Origin of the sequence: Limnomicrobium aquaticum (genome assembly GCF_040545545.1) — a bacterium.
GTDB classification, from domain to species: domain Bacteria; phylum Pseudomonadota; class Alphaproteobacteria; order Rhizobiales; family Rhizobiaceae; genus Ensifer_A; species Ensifer_A aquaticum.
In genome coordinates this window covers 1-16,109 of sequence record NZ_JBEPMB010000009.1, presented here as the reverse complement: position 1 = coordinate 16,109, position 16,109 = coordinate 1, and the positions used below count along the sequence as shown (strand labels likewise).

Below are 16,109 nucleotides of genomic sequence, written 5' to 3'. Positions count from 1 at the left end.
CAGTTAATCAGACTTGCCAAGGGGCGCGACGGAGGAGGTCGCGCCTGACTGAAGTTTTCAGAGGATTTTGCAGTCGATTTCATGGGGCCTGGGCACCTTTGTGCCGGCCTGAAACAATGGGAGGAGCCAGCATGAAAATTACACGTAGAACATTTGTCGGAGGCGCGGCCGGTGCGGTTGTCATGGGGTCCTTTCCCAGCCGCCTTTTCGCGGAAATCAAAAAGCCCGCGAGCCCCGTTACCATAACGGTGGCCGATGTTGCCGGCAATCTGGCCCTCACGCAGGGCATGTTCGAGGCCTATGCGGCGCAGAAGCCGGACTGGGTCTCCAAATTCGCCTTCACCAAGGCGCCGGCGCCGGAACTGCCGGGCAAGATCAAGGCGCAGCAGACGGCCGGCAAGGTCGATATCGACCTCGTGCTGACCGGCACGGATGCGCTTTCCGCAGGCCTTGACCAGGGCCTCTGGCTTGACCTCGGCTCGCACAAGGCCGACCTGCCGGATCTGGAAAAGATCTATCTGCCGCAGGCCTGGAAGATGCAGGCGCTGGCCAAGGATCAGGGCGTCGTCGTCACCTATTATCCGTCCGGCCCGCTGATCGAATACATGCCGGACAAGGTGAAGACCCCGCCGAAGAACGCACAGGAACTGATGGACTGGGCGAAGCAGAACAAGAACCGCTTCATCTATGCCCGCCCCGCCAATTCCGGCCCCGGCCGCACCTTCCTCATGGGTCTGCCCTATCTGTTGGGCGACAAGGACCCGCTGGACCCGACGAACGGCTGGGCCAAGACCTGGGAATATCTCGCGGCGCTCGGCGAAAACATCCAGTACTACCCGAGCGGCACGACGCAGGTCTGCAAGGAACTCGGCGAAGGCACCCGCGATATGATGGTCTCGACAACCGGCTGGGACATCAACCCGCGCGCGCTCGGCATCGTGCCGGCCGAAGCCAAGGTGGCCAAGCTTGACGGCTTCCATTGGGTGACGGATGCGCATTACGCCGTCGTGCCGAAGGGCGTGCCGGACGAGAAGGTCGCCGTTCTGATGGACGTGCTCAACTTCATCCTGCAGCCCAAGCAGCAGGCGATCGCCTTCGATGCCGGCTATTTCTATCCGGGCCCGGCGGTCAAGGACGTCACGCTCGAAATGGCGCCGCAGAAAAGCCAGGACACGATCAAGGAATTCGGCCGGCCGGAATATGCCGACTGGATCGCCAACAACCCGCTGGAAGTGCCGCTTCAGCCCAAGCAGATGGTGGAAGCCTTCCGCATCTGGGACGAGAAGATCGGGTCCAAGAAGGGCTGATTGTGAGGCTCAGGCAATTCCAGGAGAACCGGGAGCCGGTTTTTCGTCGGAATTGCGTCAAGACAAAGAGATGGATGCGGGCGCCAAGCCCGCATCGCCTGTCTTTCTGGAATGGAGCATAGAGTGAACGCAGTGGCAGAACATGCGAGCCCGGCAGCGGGCGCATCGCGCATCGGCGGACGTCTTGAACTGGACGGCCTGCGCCGGTCCTTTGGTGCCTATAACGCGCTGGCAGGCATCGATATCGCCATCGAGCCCGGCGAGTTCATCGCGCTGCTTGGCCCTTCCGGCTGCGGCAAGTCGACGGCGCTCAACTGCATTGCCGGACTGCTGGAACTCACCGGCGGCGAAATCCGTCTCGGTGGCCGCCGTATCGACCAGCTGGAGCCCGAAAAGCGCGGCTTCGGCATGGTCTTCCAGAGCTATGCGCTCTTCCCGCATATGAGCGTGCGCAAGAATGTCGGCTTCGGCCTTGCCATGCAGGGCATCAAGGGGCCGGAGGCCGAGAAGCGCATCCGCGATGCGCTTGCCATGGTGCGGCTGGAAAGCCAGGCGGACAAGCTGCCGGGCCAGCTTTCCGGCGGCCAGCAGCAGCGCGTGGCCATTGCCCGCGCCATCGTCATCCGTCCGCCCATCGTGCTGATGGACGAGCCGCTTTCCAATCTCGATGCCAAGCTGCGTCTGGAAATGCGCGCCGAAATCCGCGCCATCCACGACCAGATCGGCTCCACCACCATTTATGTGACGCATGATCAGGACGAGGCGCTGTCGCTGGCCGACCGCATCGTCGTCATGAGCCAGGGCCATATCCAGCAGGTGGGGACGCCGGAAGAGCTTTATCAGCGGCCGGTCAATCTCACGGTGGCCGACTTCATGGGCTTCCGCACCCGCATGCCGGGCCGGATCGTTTCGGTTGCTGGCGACGAGGCCGAGATCGAAGTGGATGGCAGCCGCTTCCACGGGCTGGCGCGCGAAACTCTGAAGGTGGGCGATAGAGCGGTTCTCGCCATCCGTCCGGAAGACCTTGTCGCAAGCGCCACAGGCCCCGGCATTGCCGCCACCGTCGTCAGCATCGAATATCGCGGCCGGGCCTTCTTCGGGCTGGCGCGCACGGCTGCAGGCGCGGAGCTTTATTTCCGCGCCGACGAACCGCTGTTGCGCGGTTCCTCAGCCTATCTCGCCCCGGCGCCGCGCCGGGCGCTGATCTTCCGGGAAGACGTGGCATGAGTGCGCCTTCGCTTCGCAGCCGGCTTGCCGCGCGAGGGTTCGACGGCACGACGCTGCTCCTCCTGCCGGGGCTCATCTTTATCCTCGCGCTCTTCATCTATCCCTTCGCCTTCGGGGTGATCGACTCGCTGCGGCCGAAGGATGGCGGCGCGTGGTATGCGAATTATGCGAAGTTCTTCGGCGATCCCTATCAATACGGCACCATCGCCGCGACGCTCTGGCTCGCGCTCCCGGTGACGATCGTCAACCTCGCGCTGGCCGTGCCGATCGCCTTCCGCGTCCGCCTCATGCGCCGGCAACGCCTGCTCACCACGATCCTCGTCCTGCCGATCACGCTCGGAACGGTCTTCGTCGCCGATGGCCTCTTGACCTTTCTCGGACCACGCGGCTGGTTCAACCATGTGCTGATGCTGCTTGGCATCCTGCATGAGCCGCTGAAGCTCACCAACAATTACTGGGGCGTCTTCGCCTCGTTGCTGATCACCGGCTTTCCCTTCGCCTTCCTGCTGACGCTCTCCTATGTGTCGGGCATCGACCCGGCCATCGAGCAGGCGGCGGCGACGCTCGGGGCGGGGGCACGGCAGCGATTCCAGCGCATCTTCCTGCCGCTGCTGGTGCCGGGGCTGGCGGTCACCTTCTGCCTGTCCTTCGTGCAGGCCTATGCGGTCTTCCCCTCCGCCGTGCTTCTCGGCGCACCCGCCGGCCCGACCCGCGTGATTTCGATTGCGGCCTATCAGGCGGCCTTCGAGCAATATGATCACTCCATGGGCTCGGCGATCGCGCTCGTCATGGGCGGCGTCGAGCTGGTCGTGGTCGTGCTGGTTCTGGCGCTGCGCTCCCTCTTTTATCGCGGCCCGGCCGGCGGCACGAAAGGTTGATCCGATGATCCGTGACAAGGGCCTCGCCTCGAAACTCTGGCGCTTCGCCATCTGGGCCGTCGCCGGCCTCTTCGTCCTCAATCTCGCCGGCGTCATCGCCGTCGTGATCATCAACTCCTTCGCCACCCGCTGGCTGGGCACCTGGCTTCCGGCCGGCTGGACGACGCGCTGGTATTTCGACGCCTGGAGCGAGTTCCAGCTCTCCGATGTCGTGCTGGTCACCTTCGAGATCGTCTTCACCGTGACGATCCTCTCGGGCCTGCTGGGTGTCGTGACGGCCTATGCGCTGGCGCGGCGCGATTTTCCGGGCAAGAAGATCGTCGTTCTCCTCTTCCTCCTGCCGCTCCTCATCCCGACGCTCACCTACGGCATTCCGCTTGCGACCGTGCTCTATCAGTTCGGGCTCGGCGGCACGTTCTGGGGCGTCGTGCTGATCAACCTCGTGCCCTCCTTCCCCTTCGTCGTGCTGGTGATGATCCCCTTCATCGAGCAGATCGACCCGCGCATCGAGGCGGCGGCCCGCGTCTTCGGGGCAGGGACCACGAGCCTGTTCGTCCGCATTCTGCTGCCGCTCTTGCTGCCGGGGATGCTCGCCGCGCTGCTTCTCGTTCTGGTCCGGGCGCTCGCCATGTTCGAGCTCACCTTCCTTGTCGCCGGTCCGACGACGCAGACGCTGGTGGTCTCGCTCTATTACGCCGTCTTCGCCTCCGGCGTGCGCGCCGCGCAGTCCATCGACGCGATGGCGGTCGTCTACATGGTCACGACACTGTTCTGGCTGGTGATTGCCCTGCAATTCGTCAACCCGACGCAGATCGTCACCCGCGCCAAGCAGCAATCGGCGCATTGAAGGCGCTCTCACGGCACTGAGCGAAACCCGCCGCTCCCCGGGGTGCCTTGGGGGGTGCGGCGGCGTCGGCGTCATCTGAAAGCGGCCGACCTTTCCCCGCGACCGCACACGACGAAAAATCCAGAGTCCCAAAAATGGCCGGAGACTGCGGCCTCCCGCTTTCCTAAGAGAATGTTCTTCGCAGCCTCGCGAAGGCGGCCGTCGGATTGCGACAGGCCGGCAACTCAGGTGTTGAGAACTGGACAATGACGCTGCACACATCGATTGTATCGAAGGAACGCCTTCCCGCCTTTATCTTTCCATCTGAAAACCCCGTCTTTCTCCGGCTGAGGCGCGTACTTCTCGCAGGTGCTGCCGCGTTCTGCGCCGCCGGGCCTGCCCCGGCCCAGTCCTTCACCGATATCGGAACGCCGCCGGGTGTTCCGGCCGGCGATGAAGCCGTTGAGGATCGGGTGGCGGTCAGCGGGGACGGAAAAACTCTGGCGCTCAGCGCCCTGGGCAACGGCTTCCGGCGCGCCGCGAACGGCACCTATACCGACCTCGGCAGGCTCCATGGCGGCAACAGCCTGTCCACATACGGGATCAATGCCGATGGCAGCGTCATTGTCGGTCAGGCCGTAGACGGCGGCGTCTTTCAGCCGCGGGCGGCTCGCTGGACCGCGGACACCGGCTTGATCAGTCTCGGTACACTCGGTGGCAGCACATCCGCTGCCACGGGGGTCAGCGACGACGGCAACACCGTCGTCGGCTCGTCAACCTTGCCCAGTGGCCGCAGCCGGGCATTCCGCTGGACCCAGGCCGCCGGCATGGTGGATCTGGGAGTCGTCGGATTAGCCAAGTGGTCCTGGGCCAATGGCGTCAGCGGCGACGGTAGCACGGTCGTCGGCTATTCCAATGATCAGCAGGACGGCAATATTAGCGGTTTCCGCTGGACCCAGGCCACCGGCATGGTCAGCCTGGGCTCCCTGAACAACGGTAGCGTTTCCCTTGCAAGAGCCGCCAACCGCGATGGCTCGGTCATTGTCGGATATGCCGCGGACGGGATGCTGAACAACTCCGCTCGCGCCTTCCGCTGGACCCAGGCCACCGGCATGGTCAGTCTCGGCACGCTGGGGGGCGCCAACGATACCTCGGACGCCAGGGCCGTCTCCGCCGATGGCGCGGTGGTTGTCGGAAATACCTATATGCCTCTCACCCCGAATGACGAACCCAGTGCGGTCGGATTTCGCTGGACCCAGGCCACCGGCATGCTCAGCGTCGAAAAATGGCTGCGCAGCAACGGCGTTGCCGTCGCCGACTTCACCACACAGACCGCCTCCGGCGTGTCGGCGGACGGCAATGTGGTGGTGGGCCAGCTGCGAAACACCAACCCCTATATCGCCCGAGGCCCCGTTCCGGTACAACCCGGCGGCACCACAACCACGGCCGGCCTGATGGACGTGCCCAATTTCCAGCAGAGCCTCGCCAACCTGAACGGCCTTCCGCCTATGTCGCTCAATGCCGATCAGGTCATCAACGGCGCGCATTCCTCGCCGCTCTTCATGCTGCTCGATGCCGGCCAATCCTCCGCCTGGTTTACGGGCGATGGCGGCTACGCCGATGCGCAAACCTATCGCGGCGGGCTCGGCGCGGGCGAGATCGGCTTCGGCCGCGGGATCGAAGGCGGCTGGACGGTGCGCATTGCCGGTGGCGGTCAATATTCGCGCTTCGACCTGAACAATGCCGGCAATGCCACCTTCTCCGGCGGCTATGTCGCACCGGAAGCGGCACTGAACTTCGGCGGCCGCTTTGTCGGTACGCTGACCGGCTATTACAGCTGGGGCAGGGCGGATATCCGTCGTGGCTACCTGAACGGCACGGCAAACGATTTCTCCACCGGCTCGACCGACACGCAGACCTTCGCGCTGCGCGCCCGGCTCGACTGGAAGGATGCCTTCATGCTGGCCGATACCGGTGTATCGCCCTATGCGAGCTACACCCATATCGATGGACGCATGGGCGGCTATACCGAAACCGGCGGCAGCTTCCCGTCGCGTTTCGACGCGTCGCGCGAAGTCTCCAACGCCGTGCGGATCGGCGCGGACGCCAAAACGCCGCTCAACGATCAATTCGCCCTCGTCACTCGCCTCGAATATGGCCATCGCTTCGAGAAGGCCGGCGCGGGTGTCAGCGGGCAGATCCTCGGGCTCTCGGCCTTCTCCATCGACGGCGCGCCGGTGCAGCAGGACTGGGTCCGGGGCGGCATCGGGGTGAACTACAAGCTCGGCAATGGCGACGGGCTGGTCATGCTCAACACTTCCAACCAGACCGGCCGCAATGTCACCTGGCTCTCGGCAAGCTATCGCGTGAAATTCTAGAGGCCTGTCAAGGATTTGTATACAACGGCTGCTATAGGGTTTCGCGAGACGACCGAACTTTGGACCGTCTGCCGGGATTACAAACCAATACGTTTTAAAGAGACCGAAAGATGAGCTTGTCTTTCGAACAGATGATGTCCCACCCTGACCGGCGGGCGATTGTCAGGCATTTGGCCAGCGCTTTTCTGGAGCTGCATGCCGCTGACCCATTGACGGGCGCTGTCTTCAGCACCCAGCAGCGCTGGCTGATGGCGCAGGTCGGCATCGCGCTCTATTTCCGCGAACTCACCGGCGATGGGCCGCCCGCCTACACCGCCTCGGTTCTGGACAAGGTGGAGGCGGAGCAGATCGCTGCACGCAATACGGCACACGCCTTCATGCTCGAGATGCTGAAATATGGCGTTGTTCAGTACCGCTCTCCGGAAAAGAAAGGCAAGGTCCGCCTGCTCTGCCTGCCGGACTCGATGGTTGCTGCCATCACGGGCTGGATAAACCTGCATCTCCACATGCTGGACTGCTTCGACGGCGGATGCCGCAGCGCCACCTTTCAGCGCGTTCCGCAATCGGTCCGCATCGTGCAGCCGGCGGTGGCCGACGAGCTGGCGGCGTCCCGGTCGATGCGGCTTCCGCAGGGCGCGTTCGCCAATTTCACCTGGCTGAAGGATGGGGGCCATCTCATGGACCAGCTGATAGCCGGGCTGGAACCCGGGCCGGAGCAGGCCGAACGGACACTGACGAACATTGTCTCCATCACTGAACTTGCCGAGCAGGTGAAGGTCTCGCGCACGCATCTCGGACGCAAGTTGATGGTTGCCGAACAAGGGGGCTTCCTGGGCTGGACAGGACGACGCGGCCATTCGACGCTTTGGCTGTCCGCGGCGTTTCGCAAGGAATACGAGGCTTACCAGATCAACAAGCTGGCGCTGGTCGAACGGGCCTTCGATACTGTCTCGGCGCGACTGCTGGCATCGTGATCGTGACCACGATTATCCTCGCTGCGTAGGATAGAGCGCGTGCCGCGGTGTGAGTTTGCGAATGAGATAATGGTCATCAGAGTCCCAGTCTATGATGCCTACATACATGTGCATATATAGACGAGGGAAGCCTCAATCGGAGACAGCTATTCCCTGTTAACAACATGGTCTTCGGGAAGCATTTCGCTTGCCGGAGCACGACACGCCGCACAGCAGAGAGCTTAACGCAGCGAAGTCCTTCATGAAGCGCTATGCTTCATGAAGTGGGTTCACTTCCTGCAGTAAAGTGCTTTTTAAGATGATTTAAGTATATGAAAATAAATAATAATATTGAATTATCTGACCGGCTGGATAGCAGTCTTCGTGATACGAAAACTGCCTGTGCCCGAAGCGGGCGGTTGGGGGGTCGTTCCGGCAGTCGCAGGGCGACCGGAACGACGAGATGAGACGCAATAGGATCACCATGGCAGGCGGACGGCCGAAACTTTCGTCGTCAATCAGACGCGGCCGGGTGGTCCTTGTGCGTCTGTCAGACGAGGAGTGGCGCGCGTTGACATCGTTTGCGATCGCTTCTCGGTTGACCACGAGCGAGATTTTGCGCCGGCTGGCGCGCCATGCCTCCGGTTTTGGGCCGACCTTCGACGGAGAGGCTGCGAAGGGCATTCACGCCAATGTCGTGCAGTTGCGGAAAGTGGGCATGAACCTGAACCAGATCGCGCGGGCGCTCAATGCCGGACGGGCTCCGCGTTATGCCGAGCTGAAGAGCGGCGTTGATAGGCTTGGCAGGCTCGTCATGGAACAGATGGGAATGCTTGAAGCCGGGTGCGGGAAGGGGAGGGCGCGTGCGTCAGAAGAGGTAACGCGCCATGTTTGACCTCGATGGCTTTCTTTCCCTGCTGGATGAGATTGAAGAAAAATGCTGGCTCGTCGGCACGATCTCACCTCGGCTTTGTGGAACCACGAGGGATCAATGTTGGCATCGCAATGCGGATGCGTTCGCGCGGTGATACGGTCTCGGCCGAAAGCAGATCGAAGGCGGCTGTTGCGATTTGTTCGAAGGGGATCTTCACCGATGTCAGGGGGATCGGCAAATGGCTGACCACCGGAATGTCGTTATAACCGACCAGCGAGACATCGTTTGGCACCGACAGGCCCATACGGGTGAGCGCGGACAGGGCGCCGATGGCAGTATTGTCGTTGACGGCGAAGATCGCCGTCGGGCGCTCGGCGAGCGACATCAGCTGGCGGGCCGCCTCGCCGCCCGATTCGATGCCGAAGGTCGAACCCTTGATCCATTCCGACCGCGCCTCAAGGCCGGCTTCCGCCAGGGCCTTCCTGTACCCTTCCACGCGTCCCGTTGCGCTGGAAGCGTAGGTCGGGCCGGCGATCAGGCCGATTTGACGATGGCCAAGGTCGAGGAGGTGCCGGGTCGCCAGATAGCCGCCCAGACAGTCATCGCCCACGGAGGAGCGGCATTTGCCGTCCGTTCTCAGCGCCAGGACGAAGGGCACGCCGCGATCGACCAGTTCGTCGGTGAAATTGTCCCCCTCCCGCGCTGTTGACAGGATGAGGCCGTCCACCCCGCGGCGCAGCAGGATATCGGCGGCGCGCCGGTCGGCTCCAGGCTCATCTTCGGTCGTTGCAACGATGGTGAACTGGCCCGCGCGCGCCGCCGCATGCGCCAGCGCTTCGTAAAGCATGGCCATGACCGTATCCGTGAGGCGCGGAACGATGACCCCAACCATGCCGGTTTTCCCGCGCCTGAGAGAGGATGCCGAAACGTCGCGCACATAGCCCATGTCCATGGCGATCTGCCGCACGCGCCGGGCAGTCTCGCTATCCGACTTCGGTATGCGCTCGTCGAGAAAACGTGAAACGCTGGATTTGGAAACGCCGGCGGCCTTTGCCACGTCCAGGATTGTCACGCGCGGCTGCACCTCGGGGTTTGTCCTGTCACTCTTCATAGCGCCGCTTTCATTCCCGCGTTCATAGAATTTGATTTCTACCACTTGACTCCTCCAAAAATCAAATCGATATTGGGAACGTTCCCAATAACGTTCCCATCGCCAAACGAAACTTGCCGGCGATGCATCAGGAGGAGAAATCAAATGAACCCCATGGACCTTCGCGGCCTCAGCCCCGCTCCCGTCACCGCCTTCACGCAGGATGGCGAAGTCGATCACAAGGCGAATGCCCGGATTGCCAAATGGCTGGTCTCGATGAAGGGCGTGAAGAGCCTCGTCATTCTCGGCCATGCCGGCGAAGGCACTTTCCTGACGGAAGACGAACGCCTGGCGCTTATCCGCACCTATGTTGAAGCCGTTGATGGCGCCGTTCCGATCATTGCCGGCATCACCGGCGAAGGCACGCAGGTTGCCGCCGCCGAAGCCAAGAAGTGCAAGGCAGCGGGCGCAACCGGCGCGCTGGTTTATCCGAACCACGGCTGGCTTCGCTTCGGCTACCAGAAGGGCGCACCGCAGAGCCGCTACAAGGCGATCTGGGAAGAGTCCGGACTGCAGGAAATCCTATTCCAGTATCCCGACGTAACCAAAGCGTCCTACGACCTCGACACCCAGCTTGAGATTGCCACGCAGGACGGCGTTGTCGCCACCAAGAACGGCGTGCGCAACATGAAGCGCTGGTATGTCGAAATCCCCGAACTGAAGAAGGCCAACCCGAAGCTCCAGGTTCTGTCCTGCCACGACGAATGGCTGCTGCCGACCATGTTCGATGTCGACGGTCTGCTGGTCGGCTACGGCAACATCGCGCCGGAACTGCTTATTGACCTCATCGAGGCCGGCAAGGCGCAGAACTATCCGGAAGCCCGCAAGATCTTCGAAAAGCTTCTGCCGGTCACCCGCGCCGTCTATCATCGCGGTTCGCACATGGAAGGCACAGTCGCTCTCAAGCTCGGCCTCGTTCACCGCGGTCTTCTCGATCACGCAACGATCCGCGAGCCCCTGAAGAACCTGGGCGAGAAGGCCGAGCGCGAGATCTTTGCGGCCTTCGACGCCGCCGGCATCGGCCGCGTCGATCAGCAGCTGATTGCTGCCGAGTAAACCGTCGGCGGCCCCTGCCGCGCTTGGGCGCGCAGGGGCACTGACCCGCGATTGAAGCATGCCGGTCGGCAGATCGGGCACGGCACGCCGTCGAGAGGGATGCCGGCTGAATTTCTTGCACAGACAGGATGCCCTGAGCCAAGTTAGCAACAACACGAAGACGTTTCCGGCACCGGGATGGAGAGGGTGTTCGCGGAGCGTGAGGAGGAACCAATGAACATCATGCAGCCCTCGTTGGCAGATGCGCGGCAGGTCGACGATCCGCAAGCGGATATCAGTGCCCGCCTGGAACGGCTTCCGGTCACGCGCGAGGTTTTCTGGGCGCGAAACATTGTCGGCGCCGCGACCTTCTTCGACGGATATACCGTCATTGCAATTGCCTATGCCATGCCCGTTCTGGTCAAGGAATGGGGACTGAACGCCCAGCAGACCGGTATGATCCTGTCCATGGGCTATCTCGGACAGTTGATCGGCGCGATTCTGTTCGGCTGGCTCGCGGAAAAGGTCGGCCGGCTCAAGGTCCTGCTTTTCACCATTCTGCTCTTCGTCAGCATGGACGTCGCCTGCCTGTTTGCGGCGGGAGCCGGCATGATGATGGCCTTTCGCTTCGTGCAGGGCATCGGAACCGGGGGCGAGGTGCCTGTCGCCAGTGCCTATGTCAACGAAATGATCGGCTACAAGGGCCGCGGGCGCTTCTTCCTGCTCTACGAGGTGATGTTCCTGCTCGGTCTCGTGGGTGCCGGTCTCATCGGCTATTTCATGGTGCCCGCCTATGGCTGGAAAGCCATGTTCATCGTGGGTCTCGTTCCGGCGGTGCTCATGATCCCGCTTCGCTGGTTCCTCAACGAATCGCCGCGCTGGCTCGCCGCAAACGGTCGCTACCAGGAGGCCGATGCCATCGTCTCGAAGATGGAGGCAAGTGCGCGCGCATCCGGAAAGGAGCTGCCCGAACCGAAGATCGTCGCGACGCCGGTCAAGCGCGCTTCCGACTGGAAGGAACTTTTCCAGGGCATTTACCTGCGCCGCACATTGTCGATCTGGGCCATGTGGTTCACGACCTATATGGTCGCCAATGGAACGATCACCTGGCTTCCGACGCTCTACCGCCAGGTTTTCAACCTGCCGCTTCAGACCAGCATATTCTATGGCTTCCTGACATCGATCGGCGGTGTCGTGGCGGCTGTGATCTGCGCGCTTCTCATCGACAAGGTCGGCCGCAAGCGCTGGTATACGGGGGCGCTGATTTTGGCACCGCTTCCATTGCTCGCCCTTGCGTGGTTGGGTGCGACCTCGGCCGTGCAGGTGCTCGTTCTTGCAAGCATCGCCTATGCCATTGTGCAGACAGTGACATTTTCCCTCTATCTCTATTCCGCAGAGATCTATCCGACCCGCTTGCGTGCTATCGGGACCGGGGCGGGCAGCGCTTGGCTCAGGCTTGGCTCTTCGGCCGGTCCGATGGTTGTCGGGTTCATCATGACGGCGGTGGGTATCCAGTATGTGTTCGCCACCTTCGCGGCCATTCTGCTGGTCGGCGCGGGTCTCACCTTCTTCTTCGCGGTGGAAACCAAGGGTACGGCACTTGAAGAACTTTCGCCCTGATTGCGGCTCTGCCGGTCAGTCAGGCTGATGCCGCGGTGGAAGATACCAAAGAAAGGGATCACGACGTGCTGCAAGCGAAGTCGTGATCTCTCCCCGGTCTTATGAGGATCAAAAGTGTCCGTCGTCGAATGATTTGAGTGGCGGCGCGGTTTGTCGTCAAACTCGAAAAATCAATTCCGGGTAATTTAGCGATATTTAAGTTCTTTAGCGGAAAACGATATGCAAAGATTCTGGAGTCTATCTAGACCATGTTTTCCATCAGAAATGTTCTCGTTTCCGTATTTTTCGTGATCAGTCTGGCTTTAGGTGCCGTTGTATCGAAATCCGTTCTGGAATCGTACTCGGCGTACAATACCTTCAAGAAGGTCGCGGGTTTGACGGCTGTGGACAAGGCCCTGTTCGACTTTCTTCTGAATTATCGTCTGGAGCGCGGTCACACGAACACGGCGATGATTACGACGCCGGAAAAGGCCGGCACGACGCCGCAGGACATTCCCGTGGATCGCCAAAAAGTCGATGCGGCGATGAAGGCAATCGATAAGGCGATACAAGCAGTGGATCGCCCGGAGTTTTCCGCGATCCTTGCCAAGACCAGGACAAATTACGATACGATCGTTTCGATGCGCGCACAAATCGACGCGCAGTTGGCCATGCCGCTGGACAGCCGAAACAAGGACGTGAACGTCAAACAGATGTCGTTTGGGGCTACGGTCTTAACGGATCTTGAAACCAATGCCATCTTCACCGAATCCGCCATTCGAGCTCTTGATAACGGCCTGACTGATCTCTTGCAGATCCGAGGAAACGCTTGGGCGGCCCGCGCTGGTGCTGGCGCGGAAAACATCATTCTCAACAAGGCTGCGGCCTCTGGTGCGGCGCTTCCGAAGGCTGATGTCGTTGAACTGATCGCCCAGGATGCAAAGGTCACGGCCAGCTGGTTGCAGGTGCGTGCGCTGATCGACCATCCGATCGTGTCAAACGACCTGAAGCAGCTGCTGACGAAGGCTGAAGCTGCCTATTTCAGCGGACAGATCGCCGATACGCGCGACGGGATGTTCAAGAAGGCTGTGGCAGGCGAACCTGTCGGTGTCACCCTGGACAATTGGCTGGCTCCCAGTTCCAAGTCACAGGCGGCGATCGCCGATGTCGTGGTCGCTTCCATGAAGGTGATGGACGACAAGGCCAATGAACTCGCTGATGGCGCGCTTTCCAGCGTCATCGCGTATGGTCTTCTGCTTCTGGCCGCACTTGTTGTTGCAATTGCCGGGATGGTGATTGTCGTGCGCCGCGTCGCCATGCCAATTGGTAATTTGACCCGCTGCATGCAGGCATTGGCCGATGGCGATACGCAATCCCTCATCCCCTTCACCAATCGGCAGGATGAGATCGGCGGTATGGCGGGCTCTGTCGAAGTGTTCCGCCAAGCGGCCATCCGCAACAAGCAGCTTGAGGCGGAAGCCGATGAAAACCGCAAGCTCGCGGAAGCTGATCGTGTCGAGGTGCAGCGTCGGGCGGAAGCCGAAGCGCAGGAACGCCTGGACCGGGCTACCGGTTCGCTGGCAGCAGGCCTGAAGCGTCTTGCCGCAGGTGACATGCTCTGCGAGATCCACGAACAGTTCGCCCCGCAATTTGAAACCCTGCGTGCCGATTTCAACACCTCCGTCAGCCAATTGCGTGCGGCGTTGCTCAGCGTCAGCAACTCGGCCGCGACCGTGACGAACGGTTCAAAGGAAATCTCAGACGCCTCCGACAGCCTGGCCAAGCGTACGGAACAGCAGGCCGCGTCTCTGGAAGAGACGGCGGCAGCGCTGGAAGAGATCACGGTCAACGTCGTTTCTACCTCCAAGCGTGCAGCCGAAGCCCGCACTGTGGTGCGAGAGGCCCGCTCGCATGCGGATCACTCCGGTGCAGTGGTGCGCAATGCGGTGACGGCGATGGAGCGGATCGAGCAGGCATCGCAGCAGATCTCCAACATTATTTCCGTCATTGACGAGATCGCCTTCCAGACCAACCTGCTGGCGCTGAATGCCGGCGTCGAGGCGGCACGCGCCGGTGATGCCGGAAAGGGCTTTGCGGTTGTTGCACAGGAAGTGCGCGAGCTTGCGCAGCGGTCTGCGAATGCGGCGAAGGAGATCAAGGCGCTGATCAACAACTCGACAGCTGCCGTTTCCGAAGGTGTGAAGCTCGTATCCGATACGGGGCAGGGGCTTAATTCGATCGAGCAACTGGTCCAGGTGATCAACACGCATATGGAAGCCATCGCGACAGCGGCGCAGGAACAGTCCTCGGGACTGGCGGAGGTCAACACGGCCGTCAACCACATGGATCAGGCAACACAGCAGAATGCGGCTATGGTGGAAGAGATGAATGCGGCGGGTGCGGGCCTTGCGCAGGAATCTGTCAACCTGGCGGACCTTCTTGCACGCTTTGCACTTGGCAATGATGGGCAACAGCTGCGCAATGTGGCTTCCAGCATGCGGGCTCCTTCCCGCGCTGTCGCTCAGCGCGGGCGGGCCGGCAATGCGGCTGCAGCTCCGCAGTGGGAAACCTTCTGAGCTTGCTCATGGCGCTCATATTGGGATGTGATCCCCAGGGCAGAGTATTGTCGCATCCGATCCCTGCGTGGCCTAACCCATTTCATATTGCGGGAAGGACTCAAACCAACGGTTTGGGAAATAGCGGCCATATATTGATACCTTTCCATCGGCTTATGTATTCATGTACGCCGACCACTCGATCCCAATAGCCTTGTTGCCCGTCCGCGTGGCGCTGTTGTAATATTCCGTGGCCTGCCGGACGGGAGCGCTGTTGAGATTGTTCAATCGCTTCGGGCAGCGGAATGCAGGGACTGGCAGCCACGGTGAGATATCCGGAGCGAATGCCGTGGGCCGGAAACTCTGCCGGATCAAGCCCCGCTTCGCTGCACGCTGATTGACGATATCGTTGAGCGCCTTCGGGTCTGACCGGAGAATTGGCTCTGGCTCATATGTGGAACGGCCCCCGGTTGGCAGGACGTTGGCAGCATGAATCGCCGCCTCGGACTGCAACCGATGCTACTGTCGCGGGATAGGAGTTAGGCGGGCAACTTTTCGCGACCGCAGCGTTACGCTGATTGCGGATCGCGGATGTGGTGGGTGGCGTGCTCATGATAATCGACGCCAAGAGCGGAGCGAGCAGCGCGCTGGTATGCCAGTTATGGGGCCGAGCCGCTTGCAGATAGACCGCTGGCGCTTGTGTTGCCGTTGGCAACTTTCGCCGGCGACCTCAAGGCGAAGGGTCTTCTCTGAGCCGGAACTCTCCGTACCTATTGATACAATTCTAACCAAAACTTACGGGCTCAATGTCCGTATAGACGATTAGCCGTTAAACGTCTGGCACATAAAGGTATTTTTCCTATTCCGCCCAAGATATTAGTTCCATAAACTAAATTATGAAATCTAAACTTATAGCCGGGGTACGCGCTATACCGAACTGCGACTTTTGAAACGTGGCAGGATGTTGAAGATGGAAAGGACATCCTGAATGAAGACCCGATACAGCCACCTCACCCTAGCTGACCGGCGTCAGATCGAACGCTGGCGACTGATGAAGATGAGCGCGACGGAAATCGCTGAACGGCTGGGACGCCACCGTTCGACCGTGTTCCGCGAATTGCGGCGAAACCGACACCACGACGTCGAAATCCCTGAGTTGACCGGCTACTGGTGTGTGCTGGCTCAGAAACTGGCGCTTGGCCGTCGGTTCCGGCACCGCAAGCTCGTCCGATATTCCGAGTTGCGCCAGCGGATCGTCGTCTGTCTGAAGGCTGGCTGGAGCCCGGAGCAGATTGCCGGGCGGATGCGGTTCGAAGGTGCGTTGCCA

12 protein-coding genes and 1 pseudogene are annotated in these 16,109 nt (G+C 61.3%); 12 read left to right on the top strand and 1 reads right to left on the bottom strand.

Annotated elements, in window-relative coordinates:
- Positions 1-131: 131 nt before the first annotated feature.
- From ABID16_RS20200 to mobC, 7 genes are all read left to right on the top strand, one after another.
- Entirely contained in the window at positions 132-1,307 is a 1,176-nt protein-coding gene (locus ABID16_RS20200; protein ID WP_354558174.1) for an extracellular solute-binding protein, read from the top strand.
- 123 nt (positions 1,308-1,430) lie between these two features.
- A complete protein-coding gene (locus ABID16_RS20195; RefSeq protein WP_354558173.1) occupies positions 1,431-2,534 on the top strand; it encodes an ABC transporter ATP-binding protein in 1,104 nt (367 codons plus the stop codon).
- Positions 2,531-3,412, top strand: coding sequence for an ABC transporter permease (locus ABID16_RS20190; protein WP_354558172.1), 882 nt, complete (start codon positions 2,531-2,533; stop codon positions 3,410-3,412). Before ABID16_RS20195 ends, ABID16_RS20190 begins: the two co-directional genes overlap by 4 nt.
- 4 nt (positions 3,413-3,416) lie before the next feature.
- Complete coding sequence (locus tag ABID16_RS20185; RefSeq protein ID WP_112630321.1) at positions 3,417-4,259, top strand: ABC transporter permease; 843 nt, start codon at positions 3,417-3,419, stop codon at positions 4,257-4,259.
- A 245-nt stretch (positions 4,260-4,504) separates the two neighbouring features.
- Positions 4,505-6,616: an autotransporter domain-containing protein gene (locus tag ABID16_RS20180; RefSeq protein ID WP_354558171.1), complete on the top strand. Its 2,112-nt coding sequence runs from the start codon at positions 4,505-4,507 to the stop codon at positions 6,614-6,616.
- A 110-nt stretch (positions 6,617-6,726) separates the two neighbouring features.
- Positions 6,727-7,590: a hypothetical protein gene (locus ABID16_RS20175; protein WP_354558170.1), complete on the top strand. Its 864-nt coding sequence runs from the start codon at positions 6,727-6,729 to the stop codon at positions 7,588-7,590.
- Positions 7,591-8,140: 550 nt separating this feature from the next.
- Positions 8,141-8,464 (top strand): plasmid mobilization relaxosome protein MobC, encoded by a 324-nt coding sequence (mobC, locus tag ABID16_RS20170; protein ID WP_354558169.1) that lies wholly within the window; start codon positions 8,141-8,143, stop codon positions 8,462-8,464.
- Between the two features lie 64 nt (positions 8,465-8,528).
- Here mobC and ABID16_RS20165 read toward each other — a convergent pair whose 3' ends face one another.
- On the bottom strand, positions 8,529-9,554 hold the full coding sequence (locus ABID16_RS20165; RefSeq protein WP_354558325.1) for a LacI family DNA-binding transcriptional regulator: 1,026 nt from the start codon (positions 9,552-9,554) through the stop codon (positions 8,529-8,531).
- Positions 9,555-9,698: 144 nt separating this feature from the next.
- On the opposite strand from ABID16_RS20165, the gene ABID16_RS20160 reads away from it, so the two are divergent.
- From ABID16_RS20160 to ABID16_RS20135, 5 genes and pseudogenes are all read left to right on the top strand, one after another.
- A complete protein-coding gene (locus tag ABID16_RS20160; protein ID WP_354558168.1) occupies positions 9,699-10,649 on the top strand; it encodes a dihydrodipicolinate synthase family protein in 951 nt (316 codons plus the stop codon).
- 213 nt (positions 10,650-10,862) lie between these two features.
- Positions 10,863-12,248 carry an MFS transporter gene (locus ABID16_RS20155; protein ID WP_354558167.1) on the top strand — a complete coding sequence of 462 codons (1,386 nt, stop codon included), beginning with the start codon at positions 10,863-10,865 and terminating at the stop codon, positions 12,246-12,248.
- A 248-nt stretch (positions 12,249-12,496) separates the two neighbouring features.
- The gene (locus tag ABID16_RS20150; protein ID WP_354558166.1) at positions 12,497-14,803 is read left to right on the top strand and encodes a methyl-accepting chemotaxis protein; all 2,307 of its coding nucleotides are present in this window, start codon (positions 12,497-12,499) and stop codon (positions 14,801-14,803) included.
- 392 nt (positions 14,804-15,195) lie between these two features.
- Positions 15,196-15,535: pseudogene (locus ABID16_RS20140) on the top strand (GNAT family N-acetyltransferase); the annotation flags it as partial.
- 235 nt (positions 15,536-15,770) lie between these two features.
- On the top strand, positions 15,771-16,109 hold a 339-nt coding region (locus tag ABID16_RS20135; RefSeq protein WP_354558165.1), incomplete at its 3' end, for a helix-turn-helix domain-containing protein.

What these genes read in the sequence shown, in the direction of transcription:
- ABID16_RS20200 (WP_354558174.1), top strand. Translation starts at nt 132, where the DNA reads ATGAAAATTACACGTAGAACATTTGTCGGAGGCGCGGCCGGTGCGGTT.
- ABID16_RS20190 (WP_354558172.1), top strand. Translation starts at nt 2,531, where the DNA reads ATGAGTGCGCCTTCGCTTCGCAGCCGGCTTGCCGCGCGAGGGTTCGAC.
- ABID16_RS20185 (WP_112630321.1), top strand. Translation starts at nt 3,417, where the DNA reads ATGATCCGTGACAAGGGCCTCGCCTCGAAACTCTGGCGCTTCGCCATC.
- ABID16_RS20180 (WP_354558171.1), top strand. Translation starts at nt 4,505, where the DNA reads ATGACGCTGCACACATCGATTGTATCGAAGGAACGCCTTCCCGCCTTT.
- ABID16_RS20175 (WP_354558170.1), top strand. Translation starts at nt 6,727, where the DNA reads ATGAGCTTGTCTTTCGAACAGATGATGTCCCACCCTGACCGGCGGGCG.
- ABID16_RS20165 (WP_354558325.1), bottom strand. Translation starts at nt 9,554, where the DNA reads ATGAAGAGTGACAGGACAAACCCCGAGGTGCAGCCGCGCGTGACAATC.
- ABID16_RS20160 (WP_354558168.1), top strand. Translation starts at nt 9,699, where the DNA reads ATGAACCCCATGGACCTTCGCGGCCTCAGCCCCGCTCCCGTCACCGCC.
- ABID16_RS20155 (WP_354558167.1), top strand. Translation starts at nt 10,863, where the DNA reads ATGAACATCATGCAGCCCTCGTTGGCAGATGCGCGGCAGGTCGACGAT.
- ABID16_RS20150 (WP_354558166.1), top strand. Translation starts at nt 12,497, where the DNA reads ATGTTTTCCATCAGAAATGTTCTCGTTTCCGTATTTTTCGTGATCAGT.